The sequence below is a fragment of the Novosphingobium oxfordense genome, assembly GCF_044029435.1.
Taxonomy (GTDB): Bacteria; Pseudomonadota; Alphaproteobacteria; order Sphingomonadales; family Sphingomonadaceae; genus Novosphingobium.
In genome coordinates this window covers 2,433,847-2,454,535 of record NZ_CP147005.1, presented here as the reverse complement: position 1 = coordinate 2,454,535, position 20,689 = coordinate 2,433,847, and the positions used below count along the sequence as shown (strand labels likewise).

Here is a 20,689-nt window from a genome sequence, read left to right as displayed (position 1 = left end):
CCGGCCACGCCTTTTTCGTTACGCGCCGCGAATGTCGCCCAGCTTGCGTTCCCAGGCCAGGGCGTGTTCGACGATGGTGGGCAGGTCCGCATATTTCGGCTCCCACGGCAGCGTCGCCTTGATCCGGCTGTTGTCGGAGATCAGCGCATCGGGATCGCCCGCGCGGCGCCCTTCCAGGCGGCGCTCGATCGTCCGGTTGGTGGCGCGGTCCACTGCGTCGAGCACGTCCAGCACCGAGAAGCCCTGACCATAGCCGCAGTTCATCGTCAGCGAACGAGCCGGCTCGGCAATCAATGCCTCCAGCGCCAGCACATGCGCGGCGGCAAGATCCGAAACATGGATGTAATCGCGCACACCGGTGCCGTCCGGCGTGTCGAAATCGGTGCCGAACACGCCGACGTGGCCGCGCTTGCCCAGCGCCGCCTCCACCGCGACCTTGATCAGGTGCGTCGCCCCCGCCGTCGACTGGCCGGTGCGTGCCTGCGGATCGGCGCCCGCCACGTTGAAATAGCGCAGCGCGCAGAAGTTCAGCGGATGGGCCTTGGCCACGTCGCCCAGCATGATCTCGGTCATCAGCTTGGACATGCCGTAGGGATTGATCGGCAGCTTCGGACTGTCCTCCGTCACCGGTGACACCTCGGGAATGCCGTAGGTCGCCGCGGTGGAGCTGAAGATGAAGTGGGGAACCCCTGCCGTGACCGCCGCTTCGATCAGGGCGCGGCTCTTCACGGTGTTGTTGTGATAATACTTGAGCGGGTTCTCCACCGATTCCGGCACCACTACCGACCCGGCGAAATGCATCACCGCGCGAATGCCCTGTTCGGCGAAGATGCGCGCGAGCAGGGCGCCATCCTCGATATCGCCTTCGTAGAGCGGTACGCCTTCGGGAATCGCGAAGCGGAAGCCGGTGGTCAGGTTGTCGATCACCGCGACGGGCCAGCCGGCATCCTTCAGCGCGAGGACGGCGTGGCTGCCGATATAGCCGGCGCCGCCGGTAACGAGGACGGGAAGCTTGGTGGTCATGGGTCTCCGCTCGTTCGTGCCGGACTTTGCAGCCGGTCGTCAGGTGGATGGGGATATGGGCCTTGCTGCACCGCGTCAAACGCTTCTGACGCCATAAAAAGGCAACCGATCGCAAGCATTTGCCGCTAGTACCTATTGTTACAAGGCTAAGTCTTGCTGCAGCATGGTGCCTGCCGCAAAGGCTGTCACGCCCATGATGGCACCAGAGCGGAGATATCGAGCTTGCCCCAGGATCCGATGATGCACCAGGTGACGCCCATTGCCCCTGCAACGGGCCCGGTCCTCGTCACCGGCGCGGCGGGGTTCATCGGTGCCGCGGTGGCAGAGGCGCTGATGGCGTGCGGAACGCCGGTGATCGGCATCGACAACATGAACGATTACTACCCCGTCTCGCTCAAGCAGGCGCGACTGGACCGGCTCATGGCGGGTCACGGCAATCTCTTCGCGTTCCATCCTCTCGATTTCTCGGACATGGCAGCGCTGACGACGACGTTGGAGCCGCATCGGTTCGAAACGATCGTCCACCTCGGCGCGCAGGCCGGGGTGCGCTATTCGCTTGAGAATCCGCAGGCCTATGTCGCCTCGAACCTGGCGGGCCATGTGAACATGCTGGAAATCGCCCGCGCACGGCGGGTGGCGCACATGGTCTATGCCAGCTCCAGCTCGGTCTACGGCGGCAATGAAAAGATGCCGTTCGCGGTGGAGGACCGGGTGGATCACCCCGTCTCGCTCTATGCCGCCACCAAGAAGGCGGACGAACTGATGAGCGAGACCTACGCCCATCTGTTCCGCATTCCGCTGACCGGGCTGCGCTTCTTCACCGTCTACGGCCCGTGGGGCCGCCCGGACATGGCGCTTTGGAAATTTACGGAGCGGATGCTCTCCGGCCGGCCGATCGAGGTTTACAACAACGGCGATATGTACCGGGACTTCACGTACATCGACGATATCGTCGGCGGCGTGCTGGCCTGTCTGGACCGGCCCCCGGCGGACGACGGGCAGGCGAAGGCGGGCGGCAGCGTGAAGCCGCATGCGCTCTACAACATCGGCAACAACCGCAGCGAGCGCCTGCTGCGCATGATCGAGGTGCTGGAAGCGGCCTGCGGCGTGAAGGCGGAACTGAACCTGATGCCGATGCAGCCGGGGGACGTGCCCGCGACTTACGCGGACATCACGGCGCTCACCCGCGATACCGGCTACGCGCCGAGCACGCCCATCGAAGTGGGCGTGCCGCGTTTCGTCGAATGGTATCGCGGGTACCACGGATAAGTGGCGCACGCGATCAGCTATTGGTGCTGATCACCGCGAAGACGTTGAAGATCGGCGCCATCTTCAAGAAGTCCTGCCACAGGCCCCTGATCCGCGAATAGCCGACCATGACGATATCCCCGTCCATGATGATCGGATCGGGGCTGACGCCGGTGCGGATGTCCTTCAGGTTGAACCGTGCGGCCATGCGTTTGCCGTCGATCGTGCGGAAAATCACGATCTCATCCAGTTTGGCGGTGACCGACGGGCTCTGTGCACGGGCCAGCGCGCCCAGCAGCGTGGTGTTGGAGGTCAGCTCATAGACCCCCGGCATCTTCACCTCACCTTCGACAGAGACGTAACGCGGTGCCGCGACGTCCACCGAAACCGCCACTTGCGGGTCGCGCAGGTACTTGCGGCCCAGAATGTCGGAGACCTGCCGCGTGGCATCGGCCGCACTCAGCCCGCCGACCTTGATCTGTCCGGCCATAGGCAGCTGGATGAAGCCCGCCTCGTCCACCAGTGCCTTCTCCACGGACAGATCGGGTTCGCCAAAGACGCGGACCTGAAGAATGTCGTGGGGCACGATCGTATAGACGCTGGGCGCCGGCACGGTGGCGGGCACCATCTGATAGGCCGCATCGCCCCGGGGCAGGTTCGGATTGTGCGTTGTCGAAGTGCAACCGGCCAGCGAGATGCCGGCCAGGAGGGTGGTTCCAGTTATCAGGCGTTTAAGCGCATGCGCCGTGTTCGATCCGTGCACCTTCAAGTGTCTCCGTGGCCTGAAAGATTTGATATCATCGGGTAATCGGGCGTCAGGGGTGAGGCAAGGCGTCGGCCTTCGGTTCCAAGTTCGCCAATCTCGCTTGATCTCATTTGAACGGCGCGATCCATCGGAAAGGACTGTTCCATTCGGATGGCTAACATCTTTTAATGACATTGCTGCGGGTCGAAACGTCGATCGGCGAAGTATGTTTCGCCTTTATACCGAAGTTGGGCGTTCTATTCCAAAGACATAGGCAAAAACCCCGATCTCCCTCGCGGTGGCGTGGGCGAGGAGGCGGGGTCTCCATCGGTCGGATCATGGCGGGGAAGGGCATGCCGGGATCAGGCTCCGCGCCGGGCCGGCACGGCTCGCCAGGAGGCCGTTGCGCCAGGCGGCGCAGGAATTGCGACGAGAAGCGCCAAGTTTCGGTAACCCCGCCTTGCACTCCTGACTGGTGCCGCTAACCATCAGAAAAATACAGATATAGGATCGGCCTGCACAGAGCGGGCTGATATGCATTCGATCGGGTCGTAATCTTCACCTGTTCAAGCAAGACTTCCGTCGTTCAGTCTTCAAGGAGGACGCATGAACCCGAAAGGATGTGCTTACTACGAATGCCGTTTCAGGCGTTATCCAACGCGTCTGCTTGAGGTCGCTTCTTTTGAACGGGTTGTACTATATTGAAAGCTGACGTTCTGACCCGCGCGCGAGGAACAGGCAGAAAGCGCTCGGCCCCCGGCGCGCTTCCGCGTGGCCGCGCGGCCGTGGTGGCGCTGCTCCTGACGGTCGGCCTGCTGCTCGGCGGCGGCGGGTCCGGCGCGGGGCTGGCCAACATGGTGGTGCAACTGGCCGGGCTTGCGGCGCTGGCCTTTCATCGCGACGCGGTTTTCGACTTCTTCGCCAAGGCGCCGCGGCTGCCGGCACTGCTCGTCGCCGCGACGGTGCTACTGCCGCTGCTGCAGATCGTGCCGCTGCCGCCGGTCTTGTGGCAGGCCTTGCCGGGGCGGGATCTGGTCGCTCAGTCGTATGATCTGATCGGCGCGCAGGGGGCGTGGCATCCGTTTTCGCTCAGCGCCGCGCGCACCGCGATCGCCTTCTTCTCGCTGCTGGCCCCGCTGGCGATCCTGACGCTTTCTTGGAACCTTCCCGAAGACCAGAAGCGCAGCCTGCTGCTGGTGGTAGCGGCAGCCGGCATGATCGTGGTCGCGCTGGGCGCGCAGCAACTTGCGACCGGCAACCGCGTTCTGGTGTTCTATGACGAGGTGGTGGGATCGGCAGACCTGCAGGGAACATTTTCCAATCGCAACAGCGGCGCGCTGATGCTGGACATCGCGCTGGTCGCACTCGTCGCCGCCGTGCCCTGGCGCCGCGTGGCTCCGGCGTGGAAGCTCGGGGCGATTGCGATGGGGTTCCTGCTCGTCGTCGGCGTGGCCCTGACCGGCTCGCGTTCGGGCATGATGCTTCTGATGGTGCCGGGCGTCTTGGCCGCCTGGGCATGGTGGAGCGCGCACGATTTTGGCCGGGGGCGCAGGAAACTCGCATGGGGCGCGTTGGCCGCACTGGTCGTCGTCATTGCCGGCGGCGCGCTGTTGAGCGGTAATCACCGGCTGGGGCAGAGCCTGTCGCGCTTCACGTCGATGGAGGACGAGCAGCGCCCGATCATCTGGAAGGACACGATCGAGGCGACCCGGCGCTATTGGCCGGTGGGCAGCGGCATCGGCTCGTTCGACGAGGTGTTCCAGGTGGACGAGGCGCTGGAGAACCTGAGCTATGGCCGCGCCGGCCGCGCGCATAACGATTTCCTGGAAAGTGCGCTGGAATCTGGGGTGTTGGGCATCGTGCTCGTCGCCGGCTGGGCAGTGGCGCTCTGCACCCTGGGTTATCGGGCAATGCGGCGCGGCGGCCCGGCTCTTGCCGCGGTAGGCGCCTTCGCCCTGATTACATTTCAGTCACTCACCGACTATCCTTTGCGGAGCCAGACCTTGCTGTGCATTGCAGCACTGATGTTGGCCCTGCTGTTGGATCCGGGACAAGGACGCAACACTGTTCGAAACGGCAGCGGGTCGCATCGCCCTGAAATCTGAAACTGGAAGCTGCATGGTGCCGGCGGAGCGGTTTTTCGCCGGTGGAGATCACACAGGCAGGTATTTCGGGACGCTCCTGGCGGACGACCTCCTGACGCAAACGATGGCTGCGGCCCGGTCTCGCACCGGGCCGGACAAACAGGCAGGATGAAACGTTGAACGACGCATATTTGGAACAGGACGGCGTGGACGGATATTCCACCGTGGAGGAGTCAGGGCCGGATCTGACCACCATGGTCAAGGCCGTGGTGGGCGCCGTGCGCCGCAACTGGGCGCTGATCGCGGGAACCATTGCCGGCGTCGTCGTGCTCGGCATCGCCGCAACGCTGCTGGTCGCGCCCCGCTACCGGGCCCAGGTGCGTGTGCTGATCGAGGATCAGGCAGACCAGATCATCGAAGGCACCGATCTCCAGAAGGTCAACAACGTCCAGGATACCGACCGCTTCCTGCAAACGCAGGTCGGCATCATCCAGAGCCGTTCGCTGGCGCAGAGCGTTGTCGAAAGCGGCAAGCTGGACCGCGATGCCGCCTTCTTCGACGCGATGGGCCAGGACATGCCGGACGCGGATTCGCTTTCCGAACTGGGCGGCAAGAAGACGCTGGAGCAGGCGCGCAAGGACGCGGCGATCGAGGCGCTGATGGACAACGTCAGCGTCGATCTGCCGCCGGACAGCCGGATCGTTTCGATCAGCGTCAGCAGCCATAGCCCGACTTATTCGGCCAAGCTGGCCCAGCTCTATGGCGAACGCTACATCGACCGCAATCTGGACCAGAAGTACAACAGTTCCTCCTACGCCCGCCGTTTCCTTGCCGACCAGCTTGACGAAGCGCGCGACAAGGTCACCCAATCGGAGCGGGACCTGAACCAGTACGCCCGCGCGGCCGGGCTCATCCGCGTGACCAGCCAGGGCGAAAGCGGCAACGAGGAATCGGTGCTGTCGGTCACCAACACCACGCTGGTCCAGCTGACCGACGCCACGTCGAAAGCAACGGCCGAGCGGATCGCCGCCGAGGATCGCTGGCGCACGCTGGCGAACGTGGCGCCGCTTTCGGTGCCCGAAGTGAACTCCAATCCGGCGATCGCCACGCTGCTGAGCGAAAAGGCCAAGACCGAGGCGGCGCTGGCCGAGGAGCAGTCGCGCCATCTGGACGATTTCGTCACGGTGAAGTCGAAGAAGGCCGAAGTGGCCGAGTACGACCAGCGCATCGGCGCCATCGCCGATTCGCTGAAGAAGACGGCCTATCTGGAATATCAGGCCGCGCTCCAGCAGGAAAAGTCGCTTACGGCGCGCGTCGGTGCCCTGCGCGGCGATGCGCTGAAGGAACAGGATCGCGGCGTGCAGTACGCGGTGCTGAAGCGCGTGGCCGATACCAATCGCACGCTCTACGACACGCTGCTTTCGCGCTACAACCAGCTCAATGCCGCCGCCGGTGCCTCGTCCAACAACCTGACGCTGGTCGACCGGGCGGAAGTGCCCACCAAGCCCTATTCGCCGCGTCTTTTCCTCAACATTCTGATTTCGCTGGTGTTGGGCATCATCGTGGCGGCGGCCGTGGTGCTGCTGCGTGAGGTTTTCGACGATACGATCCGCTCGCCCGACGATGTCGAGCGCAAGCTGGGCATGCCGCTGCTGGGGCTGATCCCGCTCGAAAAGGATGGCGACGTCCAGAACGCGTTCACCGATCGCCGCTCGAAAGTCAGCGAGGCATTCCGATCGCTGGTCACCAACTTGCGCTACTCAACCGCTTCGGGTCTGCCGCAAGTGCTGATGGTGACCAGTTCGCGCGAATCCGAAGGCAAGTCGACCACGGCGCGCGCGGTCGCCACCGATATCGCTCTGCTGGGCAAGCGGGTACTGCTCATCGATGCCGACTTGCGCCGGCCGACGCTTCATCGCCGGATGGCCGATCAGAAGGCCACCGGCCTGACCGACGTGCTGACCGGGCAGAAGAGTTTCGCCGACGCGGTCCATCCCACCGATGTCGAGACGCTCAGCTACATGTCGGGGCTGCCTGTGCCGCCCGATCCGGCACTTATCCTTGCCGGGGACGGTCTGACCGGCTTCGTGGAGCAGGCACGCGCGCAATTCGATATCGTCGTTGTCGACTGTCCGCCGCTGCTGGGGCTTTCGGATGCGGCGCTGCTGGCGAATCATGCCGACGGCGTGTTGTTCGTGATCGATGCGTCGGAATTCCATCGCGGCGCGGTCAAGTCGGCGCTGCGCCGGCTTGCGCTGATCAAGGCGAACGTCCTGGGCGTGGTGCTGAACCGCTTCGATCCGCGCGTCGGCGGAGAGGACTACAGCTATTACACCAACGACTACTACAGCTACGGCAACAAGCGGGACTGAGGCGGCCATGGCATCGGCGATCGGAAAGGCCCTGTGGTTCGCGCTGGCAGCGGCCTTTGCGGTGCCGGTGGTGGGGCTGGAACTCGACCGGGAGGCGCGGCGCAACGATGCCGTGGCAGAGGCCGTGCCCGCGCCGTTTCGCCATTTCGCGCTGGAGCCTCTGATCGACGCCGCCTACGCGCGCGGCGACAATGCGACCGGGCTGGCGCTTTCGCGCGAATTCGTCCGCCGGCGGCCGGTGCCTGCGGACGGCTTGGCTTTCATGGCCTATGGGCAAGTGCGGCAGGGGGATGAGGATGGGGCGGTCCGCTCGCTCGTGCTGGCCGGCCAGCGCGGCTGGCGCAACCGCTTCGCGCAGGACATGCTGGTGGTCATGGCGTTCCAGTCGCAGGAATGGAACGTCGCGGCGCAGCGCCTGCTGGCGCTTTGGCGGGTGGGGGTGACCGACGATCGGCTGAAGGAGATGACCGCGCACCTGCTGTCGCAACCGCAGGGCGTAAAGGCTTTTTCCGCGCAGCTTGGCCGCGAAAGGGACTGGTCGGACGCGTTCATTGGCTGGGCCGGCGAGACGCTGGATGACGATGCGCTGCGCAGCACGGTAGGGGCGATGGCGCACCACGGCGCCCGCGTCAGCTGCGATACGCTGGCCACGAAGCTGCCCGCGCTGGTCCGGTCGGGCCGCGCCGGAGCGGCGGCGGTGCTATGGGGCGAACTCTGCGCCAATGGCCGGATGACCGCGCCGGATGACTTCCGCTTCCGCCCGGTCACCGATGGCTCCCTGCCGGGACCGTTCGATTGGCAATATCCGGAAGTGGACGGGATCGAGCGTAGCTTCGTCACCGGCAAGAGCGGGACGACGGTTCGCTATTCCAACCGCAATGCGCTGCGCGGCGCGGTGGGCGTGCGCAATGCGTTGCTGGCCGCTGGGCGATATACCGCGACCATCGACGCCGCCGCGCAAGGCGAGGCGGGCTTCAGGCCACTGCTGCTGCGCATCACCTGCTATTCGGCCCGGGGCGAAGGCAATCAGCTTGTCGATATCGCGCTGAAGGCCGAAGGCACCGGCTTCGAGATTCCCACCTACGATTGCGTCAGTCAGGAACTGACGCTGATGACGGGACGGGGAGAGGGCGAGATTCGCCGGGTGACGATCGCGCCCCGATAATCCCCGCAATGGATACCCGAAGGTCGCCCCCGTCAGGCGGGGGCGAAATGCAGCACGATCTGATCGTCCAGTGGCTGGACGAATCGCACGGCATGGTGCCGGTCGTCGCTACGCGTCGCCGTGGCCGCGAACGGCCCTATCGCGCCGATCCACATCGTCAGTTCGCCTTCCAGATCGACGGCGCAGGCATCCGTTTCGACCGCGCAGCCAACGCGCGCGAGGTCCGAAATGCGCACGGTCATCGTCTCGCCCGAGCGAACGCATTCGCCATAAAGAACTTGGCCCATCAACTCACCCTGACGCCCGCTTGAGCGGGCTTTCCAGTGTACTATAGGACGGCGTGAGCCTCTTGCCGCAAGCCTTGCAACAGGCCTTGCGGCACGGGGCGAGTCCCGCCGTCTCCATCCTCTCCCTACCTGCCTTAGTGGTCAGATTGGTTGCAGGCGAGGGAAGTTTTGAAGATGCTCCGGAATTTCCGGGTGAATACCCGTTGGGATGCGACGGGGCGCGATCATGCCGTCTGGTCCTGGGCCGGCTTCTCGGCTTCGGTAGGCTTCTCTGCTTCGGCAGGATTCTCTGCTTCGGCAGGATTCCCTGCTTTGGCAGGCAAGGGCATGGCCGGCGGTTCCGCAGGCGGTCCGACGGGCGGGCCGAACAGGGCTTCGACGAAATCCTCCCGCCAGCGGCGCACGTCGTTCTCGCGTACCGAGGCAAGCAATCGCGCGTGGCGTTCGCGGCGTTCGGCCAGCGGCATTTCCAGTGCGCGCTTGATCGCCTCGCTCACGTGCTCGATCGAATGCGGGTTCACCAGCAGCGCATCCTTCATCTGGTGCGCGGCGCCGGCGAATTGCGACAGGATCAGCACGCCGGGATCTTCGGGATCCTGCGCGGCGACATATTCCTTGGCGACCAGATTCATCCCGTCCCGCAAGGGGGTGACCAGGCCGATGTCGGCGGCGCGGTAGAACCCGGCCAACTGGTCGCGCGGGTAGCCGCGGTTGACGTATCGAATCGGCACGAAGGCCACATCGGCATGGGCGCCGTTGATATGGCCGGTCTTGCGTTCCAGATCCTCGCGAATTTGCTGATAGCTGGCCACGTCCTCGCGCGATGGCGGCGCGATCTGGAGCAGCACGGCCCGCGCGGCCAGTTCGGGGTTGTCGGCCAGAAAGCGCCCATAGGCCTCGAACCGTTCGCCAAGGCCTTTCGAATAGTCCAGCCGGTCGACGCCGATCAGGATCTTGCGGCCGCGCACGCTCTGCTTCAGGCGGTCATGCGCGGCGCGGGCTTCCGCACCCCCGGCCGCTTCCACGAATTCCTCGTAATCGATGCCGATCGGGAAGGCGCGGGCGACGACGCGGCGGCCCTGATAGTCGATCGAATTGTCCGGATTGACGGTCAGCCCCAGTTCCTTCTGCACGTAATGCAGGAAGCTTTCGAGCCATTCGACATTCTGGAAGCCGATCACGTCGAATTCCAGCATCGATGCGACCAGCCGCTCATGCAATGGCAGCGAGACCAGCAGGCGCGTCGGCGGCCAGGGCGTGTGCAGGAACAGGCCCATGCGGTTCTTCACGCCCTTTCGGCGCAGTAGCGAACCCAGCGGCAGCAAGTGATAGTCATGGACCCAGACAAGGTCGTCGCTCTCGATCAGCGGCAGCACCGAATCGGCGAACCGCTCGTTCACGCGTTCGTAGCCTTCGCCGAAATTGCGGTCGTACTCGGTCAGGTCGATGCGATAGTGGAACAGCGGCCAGAGCGTGCGATTGGCATAGCCGTTGTAGTATTCCTCGATATCCTGCGGTTCCAGATCGATGGTGGCGGTGGTGACGCCATCGTTGCGCTGCATGTCGAGGTGGCCGGTAAATTCCTCCGTCTCCTGGCCGGACCAGCCGAACCAGATGCCGCCGTGTTCGCGCAGTGCCGAGTTGAGCGCCACTGCCAGCCCCCCTTGCGCGCCGGCGGCACCTGCCGCCTTGGGCACCGAGACCCGGTTCGAGATGACGATCAATCTACCCATTCAAATTCCCCTGTCGCGCGCCTCCTGACGCGCCTTTTGCGAGGCTGACTCAGCGCCAGTCCCGCCACGACCGGGACAGTTGCCCGGCACAGTTGATGATACCCACCAGCGAATAGGTCTGCGGAAAGTTCCCCCAGAGTTCGCCGGTCTCGAAATCCATATCCTCCGACAGCAGGCCGGACTGGGTGCGATGGGCCAGCATGGCCGCGAACAGCCGCCGCGCCTCCTCATCCTGGCCGGAGCGGTGCAAGGCCTCGATCAACCAGAACGTGCAGATGTTGAAGGCGGTTTCGGGCAGGCCGAAATCGTCCTCGCTATCATAGCGCAGCATGTGTTCGCCCCGGCGCAGCGCCTTCTGCACGGCGGCAAGCGTCGCCTTGAAGCGGGGATCGTCAGCCTCGACATAGCGCAGTTCCACCATCTGCAGCAGGCTGGCGTCTAGCTGGTTGCCGCCGAACGAGGCGGCATAGTGGCCGCCGGCGCCGCCATCGTCGAAATCGGCGCCCTCGATCACGTGCCACGCCTCGGCATCGATGGTCTTGCGTACCGTTTCTGCCCGTTCACGCCAAAGCGTGGCGCGGTCGTGCAGGCCCAGATGTTCGGCGGCATTGGCCAGACGGTCGCAGGCGGCCCAGCTCATCACGCTGGAATAAGTATGCACGGCCGTGCGCGTGCGCAGTTCCCACAGGCCGGCGTCGGGCTGGTCGTGCGTTTTCCACGCCAGTTCGCCCACTTGTTCAAGGCTGGTGAAATCGTCCACCGAGGCCATGCGCAGCAGGCGCTGGTCGGAGAAAGCCTGGATCGCGGGCAGGACGATCTGGCCATAGCAGTCGTTCTGGACCTGATAGTAGGCCGCATTGCCCACGCGGACCGGACCCATGCCGCGATAGCCGGGCAGATCGGGCGCTTCCCACTCGATGATCTCGCGCGCGCCGCTGACGGCATAGAGCGGCTGGATGGCGCCGCCTTCCGCATCGTCGATGATGTTGCGCAGATAGGCGAGGTACTTTTCCAGCACGTCCAGCGCGCCAAGGTGGTTCAGGGCCTGCACCGTGTAATAGGCGTCGCGTATCCAGCAGTAGCGATAGTCCCAGTTGCGCTGGCTGCCCGGCGCCTCCGGGATAGAGGTCGTCAGCGCGGCGACGATCGCGCCGGTTTCCTCGTGCTGGCACAGCTTCAGGGTGATGGCGGCGCGGATCACCGCATCCTGCCAGTCCAGCGGCGTCGCCAGCCCGCGCACCCACAAGCGCCAGTATTCGGCGGTGTGGCGCAGCATCGCCTCCAGCCGGTGCTCCACTTCGCCCTCGAACGGCTCGTCGGGGCCCAGGAAGAAATGCAGCGAGGTTTCGAGGCGGAAGAACCGCTCGTCGAGGATATAGCCGATCGGCGCATCGGTGGTCAGGCGCAGGGTATTGCGTTCCACCAGATAGCGGATGTGGTTGGAGCCGCGCGTGGTGGCGGCAAGCTGGGCGCCATAGTTGCTCATCGGCGTCAGCACGCAGCGGATGCGCGGCGATCCGGCGACGGGGCGGACGATGCGGGCGTAGGCCACCGGCCGGTACATGCGCCCCAAACGCTCATGACGCGGACAGAAATCGTAGATGTCCACGGCCCCGCCGGTGGCATCCTCCAGCCGGGTGATCAGGATCGGCGTGTTGCGCATGTAGGACTGGTGGACCGCCGTCTGGTTTTCCAGTTCGAACCGCCAGGTTCCCGCGTCCCGACCTTCGTCCCCGCGCAGAAGCGCGCAGAACGTGGGATCGCCGTCGACCCGGGGGACGCAGCCCCACGCGATCGCGCCGGTTTCGTCGATCAGGCCGGAAACCTGACAATTGCCGATAGGCCAGAGTTCGAGCGTGCTCATCCCCGTGCGTTCTCCTCGATTGTGGCGGTGAACGCCTCTGCAAGCCAGCGATGGACCGATGCGACCGAATCCAGCCGCCGGGAGGCCGCCGTCTTGCGGATCGGCCCTACCAGCACACCTTCGCCGCCCAGCCGCGCGATGGCGGCAAATGCATCCTCGTCGGTCACGTCGTCGCCGATGAAATAGGGGTGGGAGCCCGCGAAAGGCTCCATTTCCATGAAACGGGTTACCGCGCTTCCCTTGTCCGATCCGGGCATGGCCAGTTCGATCACCTGCTTGCCGTGTTTCAGCGTGAGGCCCAGCTCGTGACGGACCCCTTCCGCACAGGCGAGCAGGCCGTTCAGCGCGTGGGGGTGGGTGCGATAGTGAACGGCGATGGAAAAGGGCTTGGGCTCTACCAGCAGGCCGCCGTTTTCGCGCGCGAAGCGGGTCAATCGCTCGACCGCCAGCCCGGGCAGCGGATCGGCCAGCGCCATGGCCACGGAAACCCCGGCCGGGCGGAATTCACCGCCGTGCGATCCCGCCACCGCGACGCCAAGCGGGCCGACAAGCGCCTCCAGCGCGGCGATCGAGCGGCCGGTCACCAGCGCCAGCCGCCCGTCAAGAAGGTCGGAAAGGCGCGCGATCAGGCCGGGCAGGGTGGGCGGAACGATCACAGCATCCGGATGATCGGCAATCTCTACCAGCGTGCCGTCGAAATCGAGGAAGAGCGAGAGCGGCGGTTCACCGATGCGGGCAGGGCGCAAGGGCGGGGGCGGCGGCAGATCGCGCGGGCGCGCGCCATGTTCCGCCGGAGGAATGCGTTCGCTCGGGCCGGTCATTGCGATCAGTCTTGCACTTTGCAGCCGCGAAGACCACCCCCGTCGGGGATGGATCGGAAGTTGGAAGGCGTGGGGGAAGCCATGCAAGGGCAACGCCCTGAACCGAAATAGGTTCCGCCTACATCTGCGTGCGATAAGTGGCGCATTCCGGAGGCAATTCGCGGTTGCAACAGGAAAGCCACCGGGTATCACCATGACCAAGACCCCAACAGATCGTTGAGTTCATCGAGCCTAATGACCCAGATAGTCCCGGTTATCCTGTGCGGCGGCAGCGGCACGCGGCTGTGGCCGCGCAGCCGTGCGGCGCGGCCCAAGCCGTTCCTGCCGCTGGTTGGCGACAACACGCTGTTCGAGGCGAGCCTGGCGCGCTGCCCGGCGCATCTGGGCTTTGCTGCTCCGGTGGTGGTGACTGGCAGCAAACACCTCGAACACGTCGAAGCGCAGCTTGCGGGCGCGCCCGGCGCTACCGTGATCGTCGAGCCGGCCGCGCGCAACACGGCTGCCGCCATCGCGCTCGCCGCCTGCCGCTTGCCGGACGATGCGGTGATGCTGGTCTGCCCGAGCGACCACCACATCGGCCGTCCCGAAGTCTTTGCGGAGGCTGCCTGCGCCGCGGCGGCGCTTGCCACCGATGGCTGGCTGGTCTCGTTCGGGATCGAGGCGACCGCGCCCGAAACCGGCTTCGGTTATCTGAAGCGCGGTGAGGCGATCGCGGGTACGCCCGGCTATCGCACCGCGCAGTTCGTCGAGAAGCCCGATCTGGAGCGCGCCAGGAGCTTCCTCGAACACGGCGGCTATGCCTGGAACGGCGGCATTTTCGCCTTCCGTGTCGGCGACTTCATGGCCGAACTGGCCGCCCATCGTCCCGAGATCGCCGCCAAAGTGCGCGAGGCCGTGGCGAAGGGTGCCGAGGACGGCCACCGCTTCCACCCCGATGCCGTGACTTTCGCCGAAGTGCCGAGCGATTCGGTCGACTATGCGGTGATGGAAAACACCACGCGCGCGGCAATGGTGCCGGCGGACATGGAATGGTCCGACATCGGAAACTGGCAGGCGCTGCACGATGCGCTGACGCGCGACGAAAGCGGCAACTCCGTGCGCGGGCCGGGCGAGGCGGAACTGGTCGATTGCAGCAATGTGCTGGTCGACAGCGACGGGCCGCGCGTCTCGGTAATCGGACTTTCCAACGTGATCGTCGTCGTCGACGGGAACGAGGTGCTGGTCACTACGGTTGAAGGCGTGCAGAAGGTCGGAAAGCTCCACGGCGCCGTAAACCAGTAGGCCACCAGTAGCCGCTGGGCTTTGTCCCCGGATTGCCACGGTTTCGGCGCTAGGGGGTATGTTCAAGTCTCGCGCCCGATGGCAGAGGCGCGCACCAAATTGCTGGGGCCGGACGGCTCCGATTGCAGGGACAGACCGGAAATGAAGAAACTCGTTGCCTTCGATCTCGACGGTACGCTGGCCAAGAGCAAGCAGCCGCTTACCGAAGAGATGGCCGATGCGATGGCCCGGCTGCTGACCGTTTCCGACGTGGCGGTGATTTCCGGCGGGGACTGGCCGCAGTTCGACAAGCAGGTCGCGAGCCGCCTGCCCGCGCATACGGACCGTTCGCGCCTGTGGCTGATGCCTACCAGCGGCGCGAAGCTCTACGTCCACAGCGATGGCGCGTGGAACGCCGTCTATGCGGAGCTTTTCACCGACGCGCAGAAGCGTGAGATTCTCGACGCGTTCGACGCCGCGTTGGCCGCTACCGGCTTCACGCCGGAGGAAACCTGGGGCGAGCGGATCGAGGATCGCGGCAGCCAGATCACGTTTTCCGCACTGGGGCAGGAAGCCCCGCTGGAGGCCAAGGAAGTCTGGGATCCGGACTTCGCCAAGCGCAAGGTGATCCAGGCCGACCTGATGGCGCGCCTGCCCGGTGTTTCGGTCAATCTGGGCGGCGCCACCTCGGTGGACGTAACGCAGCCGGGCGTCGACAAGGCCTGGGGCCTCCAGCGCCTGTCCGAACGCGGCAATTTCGCGCATGACGATATGCTGTTCATCGGCGATGCCATCTTCCCGGGCGGCAACGACTATCCCGCCAAGGCCATGGGTCTGGATACGATCTGCGTGCGCGATCCGGCGGACACGCTGAACGTGATCGACGCCATCGTCGCCTGCCAGAAGTAAGGCCGGGTCTACTCCCTTTTGCAGGGCCATCGCGCGGGAAAGGATGCGGCAGGAATCCGTTCCGGATTCGGATCACGCCGCGTCTTTTCCTGCCAGGCTTTCGCAAGGCCTTCGATCAGCGGCCCGGCGTGAAATTGAAAATCGCTTCGGCGGCTGAAATCATTCAGTTTATCCCGTTATGTGCAGTTGCAGCACGATCTTGTTTGACGACATCGTTCGGGCCCTCAATAGACTTAGTCATCGGGTAGCCGAATGGGTCCTATCGTCGCCTTCGGAGTAGATTGCGACTGCAATGCAAAGCCGTTTACTTACGGCTGCATACGACGTTTAGCGTGAGAGCGAGTTTATGAAGATCGCCGTTTTCGGTCTTGGTTACGTTGGCCTTTCCAACGCGGTGCTTCTGGCGCAGCGCAACACGGTATTCGCCGTCGACATTTCGGCCGACAGGGTTGCCATGCTGGCAGCGCGCAAGTCTCCGATCGTCGATGCGGAACTGGAAACCTTCCTGGCCACGCGCGACCTCGATCTCACGGCCACGCTGGATCCGGCCCAGGCGCTGGAGGGTGCGGACTACGTGATCGTGGCAACGCCCACGAACTACGATGTGAACACCGACAAGTTCGACACGTCTTCGGTCGAAACCGTGATCCAACTGGCAACCCAGCTGAACCCGGCGGCGACCATTGTGGTGAAGTCCACGATCCCGGTCGGCTTCGTGGACGACGTGCGCGCGCGCTACCGGACCGACAACGTGATCTTCAGCCCCGAATTCCTGCGCGAAGGCCGGGCGCTTTACGACAACCTGCACCCGTCGCGCATCATCGTCGGCGAACGGTCGGACCGGGCGCGGGTGTTTGCCGAACTGCTGCTGCAGGGCGCGGAGAAGAAGGATGTCGAAATCCTCTTCACCGACACGCGTGAGGCAGAGGCGATCAAGCTTTTCGCGAATACCTACCTGGCGATGCGCGTCGCGTTCTTCAATGAACTGGACAGCTATGCGATCGCCGGCGGCATGGATACGCGCCAGATCATCCAGGGCGTCGGCCTCGATCCGCGCATCGGGATGCATTACAACAACCCCAGCTTCGGTTACGGCGGCTATTGCCTGCCCAAGGACACCAAGCAGTTGCTGGCCAACTATTCCGAGGTTCCCCAGAACCTTATCCGCGCGATCGTTGACGCCAACCGTACGCGCAAGGATTTCCTCTCCGATCAGATCATTGCCCGGCGGCCCCGCAAGGTCGGCGTGTTCCGTCTGGTCATGAAGGCCGGATCGGACAATTTCCGGCAGTCTTCCATCCAGGGCATCATGAAGCGGATCAAGGCCAAGGGTATCGAAGTCGTGATCTACGAGCCGGCGATGGTCGAGGATGAGTTCTACAACTCCCGCGTCATGCGCGATCTGGATGCTTTCAAGCAGGAGGCCGATGTGATCATCGCCAACCGCATGACCGCGGAAATCGAAGATGTGGTGGACAAGGTCTTCACGCGAGACCTGTTTGGTTCCGACTAGATGAATTAAAAAATGTTTATTGGCGCGGGTCGTATTTCGCTGCCAATGAAAACATAGTTTTGAATATTGTCGCATATTCAAAATAGCGCTGTTCATAAGATGAATATTCGTGAGGCGCGATGATGGTGGCGAATTCGACGGCAAGGCTCAAGGGCATCAGGTGGTGGCATTCGCCCGCCGCGCTGACTGCGTTCTTCGTCATGCCGTTCTTCCTTCTTCTGGCGGTGGTGACGCCGGCGGTCATCCGCACGGCGCCCGTGCTGCAATCGCACCGGGTCTACGTCACGCCGGAGAATATCGTGCAGGGCGTCTCGCTGCTGTTCGCGCTGATGGTCGGCGCGTTCATGACGGAGCGGTTTCCGTTCCGGCGCAAGCTGGTGATCCGCAACGGCGCGCTCGATTTCCTGTTCTGCATGACGCTGGCGGCCTATCTGATCTGGTTCGGCCCGCTGTTCGCCACGCATCCGGAGATCATCCTGGCCACCATCAGCGCATCGCGCGGGGCGATGTACGAGGTGCGCGAGGCGGCGCCGAACATTTCGGGCGTCACCACGGCCACCCAGTTCGGCATCTCCTATGCCATCATCTACGGGATGAAGGTGTTTCAGGACGGGCAGAAACTGCCGCGCCGTTATCACCGGATGCTGGCGGGGATCATCGCCCTGGCCGTGTTCCGCGCGATGGTGTTTTCGGAACGTATTGCCATCGTCGAATTAGTGGTGCCGCTGTTTGCCGTATATGCGACGTCCAAGGCGCCGAAGGTGCATGTCGCCGGGCTGGGGTTCAAATTTTTTCCTTACGTCCTCTATGCCGCGGCGCCGCTGTTTTTCGCGATTTTCGAATACCCCAGGTCGTGGATCAATCACTATGTGAACATCTACGACAACTTCTGGCACTTCATCGCGGACCGTTTCACGCTCTACTACGCAACGTCGATCAACAATATTTGCGCGCTGCTGCGCTATTCGCCCAATCCCACGTTTCGCGGGGAATGGACGCTGAACTGGCTCTATAAATTCCCGGTGATCGGGCAATTTCTGCCGACCCGGCCCGCGACCAAGGATGGATCCTGGTTCCTCAGCTTCCTGTCTGTCTATGCGACGCCGGAATACAATAACACCACGGGCATTCTCACCGTCATGTACGATTGGGGTTGGGTCTTGGGCCTATTCCTGATGGTCCTGTACGGTGCGATTGCCGGGATATCCTATTCGTCCCTGAAAAGCGGGTTGGGGCCGATGCGCTATATCTATCCCGTATTTCTCTATTCGATGCTCGAAATGACGCGAATTGGCTACATCTACGATGGGCGTGCCGTTTCCGTGCTGATCGGCATCATTTTCAGCGCCGTGATCTGGGGCAAGTGGCAACCTGCGACGCCATCGGTGCCGCGCAAGGCAAGGCCTGCGCCGCCGCTGCGCAGCCGCCCCGCGCGGTTGAATGCGGCCGCCCCTGTCAGATCGCGTGTCTAGGAGCCGGACAATGCGTGTAGTCATCAATGGACGCTTTCTCGACAAGGCGACCACCGGGGTCGAGCGCTATGCCCGCGAAGTGGTGCGCGCGATCGATGGGCTGGTCGCGGCGGACGATCCGCAGGTGCGCGGGATGACCTTCGTGGTCGCGCGTCCGCCGTCGCAAGCGGGCCGGTTCACCCGGGCCATTTCCGAAGTGCGCGTGGGCCCCGGGCGCGGCGTGCTGTGGGAGCAGACGGCGCTGCCCCGCATCGCTGGCCGATCGGCGATCCTGAACCTGTGCAACATGGCGCCGTTGCTGGCGGGCGCGCAAGTCACGTGCGTGCACGACGCGCATCCCTGGCTGATGCCGGAGAACTTCTCACGCGCGTTCAGGCGGTGGTACGATCTGATGATCCCGTTGGTGATCCGCCGCAGTGCGCGGTGGACCACGGTTTCCGAATTCTCCGCGCAAAAGTTGCAGGACCTGGACATTGCGCGCCGCCCGCCGGACGCGATCACCTACAACGCGGCGGACAATTTCGATGCTATCGCCCCGGAAGGGCTGGAGGGCCTGCCTGATGCGGTTCGCGGCACGTACGTGCTGTGCTTGGGCAGCCAGTCCGCCAACAAGAACATCGGCCTGATCGCCAGCATCGCGGGGGAACTTCGCGCGCATGGGATCGGCGTGGTGGTCGCGGGCGGGGGCATCAGCAGCATTTTCGGCGCGCGGGATGGCTATGGCGGCGATGTCGTCGATCTCGGCCGCGTGACTGACGGACAGTTGAAGGCGCTATACGCCCATGCGCTGGCCTTCGTGTTCCCGTCGTTCTTCGAAGGCTTCGGCGTTCCGGCGATCGAGGCGATGCAGATGTCCTGCCCGGCGATCGTCTCCAACACCTCCGCCTTGCCGGAAGTGGTGGGGGATGCCGCGATCCTGGCCGATCCGAACGACGGCGCGCAATGGCTGGAGGCGATCCTGCGCATCCGCGACGAACCCGGATTGCGCGAGGAGTTGGTCCGCAAGGGGCATGCGCGCGCCGCGCGATACAGCTGGGAACGTTCCGCCCGCACCATGGTCGCGCTGCTGAAGGATGCCGCCGCATGAGCGACCTCGATATCAAGGTGCTGCACGTGTGCGAGTGCCTGCCCGGCGGCCCGGCCAGCTATCTTCAGGAAGTGCTGCCCGCGCAGATCAACCGGCTGGGCAAGCGCAAGGTGGCGGTCCTGGCCCCGCAGAACCAGATCCACCTGTTGCCGAACAGTCCCGGCCTGCTGGCCTTCGCTTACGAGCAGGAAAAGCGCACGCTGCCCGCCAGCGTCCGGCTGGCCAGCGCGGTGCGGCGGCTGGTGCTGCGATACCGGCCCGATGTGGTGCACTTGCACAGCACGCTGGCCGGTGCGGTGGGGCGGCTGGCGGTGATCGGCATCAAGCCGCGCCCCAAGATCGTCTATTGCGCGCATGGCTGGATGATCGATCCCGACAAGCCGGTGGCGGGACGGTCCGTCATCACGGCGATCGAAAAGTCGCTCAGCAGCGTGACCGACCGCATCGTCAACATCTCTCCGCACGAAGTCGATTTCCTGCGCGATCGGGGGTTTCCGGAACATAAGCTGGACCTTGTGGTCTCGGGCATTCGCGATCTTCCGCCCGCCCCGCCGTTAGAAACGGCCGAGCAACAGCGCGAACGGCCGGTCAACCTCCTCTTCATCGGCAGGCTGGACCATCAGAAGGGGTTCGACCTTCTGCTCGATGCCTGCGCGCGTCTGCCGGACGGGCGGGCGAAAGTCACTGTGGTTGGCGACGTGGTGCGCGGCGACAAGCGCCCGAGCGCGGATGGCCTGCCGATCGAGTTCAAGGGCTGGCTGCCGCGCGAAACCGTGGCGCAGGCCATCACCGATGCGGATGCGGTGGTCATGCCCAGCCGGTGGGAGGGGTTGCCGCTGGTGGCGCTGGAAACGATGCGCGCCGGCCGTGCGTTGATTGCCACCAATGGCGGCGCGTTTCCCCATCTGGTGAACCACGGCGTGACCGGCGTGCTGGTGGACAGTGCCGATCCGGAATTTCTGGCCACGGCGCTGTCGCAATACGGCATCGCGGATTTCCGCCGCATGGGCATCACCGCGCGTGAGGAGTTTGAGGAACGCTTCCGTGCGGAACGGATGAACGAGGAACTGCTGGGGCTCTATCGCAATCTGGCCGTGGCGTGATCG

Annotated in this window: 17 protein-coding genes; 10 read left to right on the top strand and 7 right to left on the bottom strand. The window is 64.3% G+C overall.

Going from position 1 to position 20,689, the window contains the following annotated elements; all coding sequences use genetic code 11:
* Positions 1-18: 18 nt before the first annotated feature.
* Positions 19-1,023, bottom strand: coding sequence for a UDP-glucose 4-epimerase GalE (gene galE / locus WBP07_RS11375; protein ID WP_395391162.1), 1,005 nt, complete (start codon positions 1,021-1,023; stop codon positions 19-21).
* Positions 1,024-1,263: 240 nt separating this feature from the next.
* Here galE and WBP07_RS11370 point away from each other — a divergent pair, with 240 nt between their 5' ends.
* Positions 1,264-2,292 (top strand): NAD-dependent epimerase/dehydratase family protein, encoded by a 1,029-nt coding sequence (locus tag WBP07_RS11370; RefSeq protein WP_395395779.1) that lies wholly within the window; start codon positions 1,264-1,266, stop codon positions 2,290-2,292.
* Positions 2,293-2,305: 13 nt separating this feature from the next.
* Here WBP07_RS11370 and WBP07_RS11365 read toward each other — a convergent pair whose 3' ends face one another.
* Positions 2,306-3,034: a polysaccharide biosynthesis/export family protein gene (locus WBP07_RS11365; RefSeq protein ID WP_395391161.1), complete on the bottom strand. Its 729-nt coding sequence runs from the start codon at positions 3,032-3,034 to the stop codon at positions 2,306-2,308.
* A gap of 683 nt (positions 3,035-3,717) precedes the next feature.
* Here WBP07_RS11365 and WBP07_RS11360 point away from each other — a divergent pair.
* From WBP07_RS11360 to WBP07_RS11350, 3 genes are all read left to right on the top strand, one after another.
* On the top strand, positions 3,718-5,121 hold the full coding sequence (locus WBP07_RS11360) for an O-antigen ligase family protein (protein ID WP_395391160.1): 1,404 nt from the start codon (positions 3,718-3,720) through the stop codon (positions 5,119-5,121).
* 155 nt (positions 5,122-5,276) lie between these two features.
* Entirely contained in the window at positions 5,277-7,472 is a 2,196-nt protein-coding gene (locus WBP07_RS11355) for a GumC family protein (RefSeq protein ID WP_395391159.1), read from the top strand.
* A 7-nt stretch (positions 7,473-7,479) separates the two neighbouring features.
* Positions 7,480-8,637: a hypothetical protein gene (locus WBP07_RS11350; RefSeq protein WP_395391158.1), complete on the top strand. Its 1,158-nt coding sequence runs from the start codon at positions 7,480-7,482 to the stop codon at positions 8,635-8,637.
* A gap of 32 nt (positions 8,638-8,669) precedes the next feature.
* On the opposite strand, the gene WBP07_RS11345 is transcribed toward WBP07_RS11350, so the two are convergent.
* From WBP07_RS11345 to otsB, 4 genes are all read right to left on the bottom strand, one after another.
* A complete protein-coding gene (locus WBP07_RS11345; RefSeq protein WP_395391157.1) occupies positions 8,670-8,924 on the bottom strand; it encodes a hypothetical protein in 255 nt (84 codons plus the stop codon).
* Between the two features lie 224 nt (positions 8,925-9,148).
* Positions 9,149-10,657: an alpha,alpha-trehalose-phosphate synthase (UDP-forming) gene (otsA, locus tag WBP07_RS11340; protein WP_395391156.1), complete on the bottom strand. Its 1,509-nt coding sequence runs from the start codon at positions 10,655-10,657 to the stop codon at positions 9,149-9,151.
* A 49-nt stretch (positions 10,658-10,706) separates the two neighbouring features.
* Positions 10,707-12,521 carry a glycoside hydrolase family 15 protein gene (locus WBP07_RS11335; protein WP_395391155.1) on the bottom strand — a complete coding sequence of 605 codons (1,815 nt, stop codon included), beginning with the start codon at positions 12,519-12,521 and terminating at the stop codon, positions 10,707-10,709.
* On the bottom strand, positions 12,518-13,342 hold the full coding sequence (gene otsB, locus WBP07_RS11330) for a trehalose-phosphatase (protein ID WP_395391154.1): 825 nt from the start codon (positions 13,340-13,342) through the stop codon (positions 12,518-12,520). The genes WBP07_RS11335 and otsB overlap by 4 nt, the downstream gene beginning before the upstream one ends.
* A 234-nt stretch (positions 13,343-13,576) precedes the next feature.
* Here otsB and WBP07_RS11325 point away from each other — a divergent pair, with 234 nt between their 5' ends.
* The 3 genes from WBP07_RS11325 (at position 13,577) to WBP07_RS11315 (ending at position 17,024) form a co-directional block, all read left to right on the top strand.
* Entirely contained in the window at positions 13,577-14,623 is a 1,047-nt protein-coding gene (locus tag WBP07_RS11325; protein WP_395391153.1) for a mannose-1-phosphate guanylyltransferase, read from the top strand.
* Between the two features lie 141 nt (positions 14,624-14,764).
* The gene (locus WBP07_RS11320; RefSeq protein ID WP_395391152.1) at positions 14,765-15,511 is read left to right on the top strand and encodes an HAD-IIB family hydrolase; all 747 of its coding nucleotides are present in this window, start codon (positions 14,765-14,767) and stop codon (positions 15,509-15,511) included.
* A 346-nt stretch (positions 15,512-15,857) separates the two neighbouring features.
* Positions 15,858-17,024, top strand: coding sequence for a nucleotide sugar dehydrogenase (locus tag WBP07_RS11315; protein ID WP_395391151.1), 1,167 nt, complete (start codon positions 15,858-15,860; stop codon positions 17,022-17,024).
* A gap of 16 nt (positions 17,025-17,040) precedes the next feature.
* Here the strand turns inward: WBP07_RS11315 and WBP07_RS11310 are convergent, their stop codons facing one another.
* Positions 17,041-17,226, bottom strand: a complete 186-nt coding sequence (locus WBP07_RS11310; protein ID WP_395391150.1) for a hypothetical protein — start codon at positions 17,224-17,226, stop codon at positions 17,041-17,043.
* On the opposite strand from WBP07_RS11310, the gene WBP07_RS11305 reads away from it, so the two are divergent.
* From WBP07_RS11305 to WBP07_RS11295, 3 genes are read left to right on the top strand one after another with little or no spacing between them, the layout of a single operon-like run.
* Complete coding sequence (locus WBP07_RS11305) at positions 17,225-18,496, top strand: O-antigen polymerase (RefSeq protein WP_395391149.1); 1,272 nt, start codon at positions 17,225-17,227, stop codon at positions 18,494-18,496. The two genes, WBP07_RS11310 and WBP07_RS11305, sit on opposite strands and share 2 nt — an antisense overlap.
* Positions 18,497-18,506: 10 nt before the next feature.
* Positions 18,507-19,583, top strand: coding sequence for a glycosyltransferase family 4 protein (locus tag WBP07_RS11300; protein WP_395391148.1), 1,077 nt, complete (start codon positions 18,507-18,509; stop codon positions 19,581-19,583).
* Positions 19,580-20,686 carry a glycosyltransferase gene (locus WBP07_RS11295; protein ID WP_395391147.1) on the top strand — a complete coding sequence of 369 codons (1,107 nt, stop codon included), beginning with the start codon at positions 19,580-19,582 and terminating at the stop codon, positions 20,684-20,686. The genes WBP07_RS11300 and WBP07_RS11295 overlap by 4 nt, the downstream gene beginning before the upstream one ends.
* The last annotated feature ends 3 nt before the right edge of the window (positions 20,687-20,689 follow it).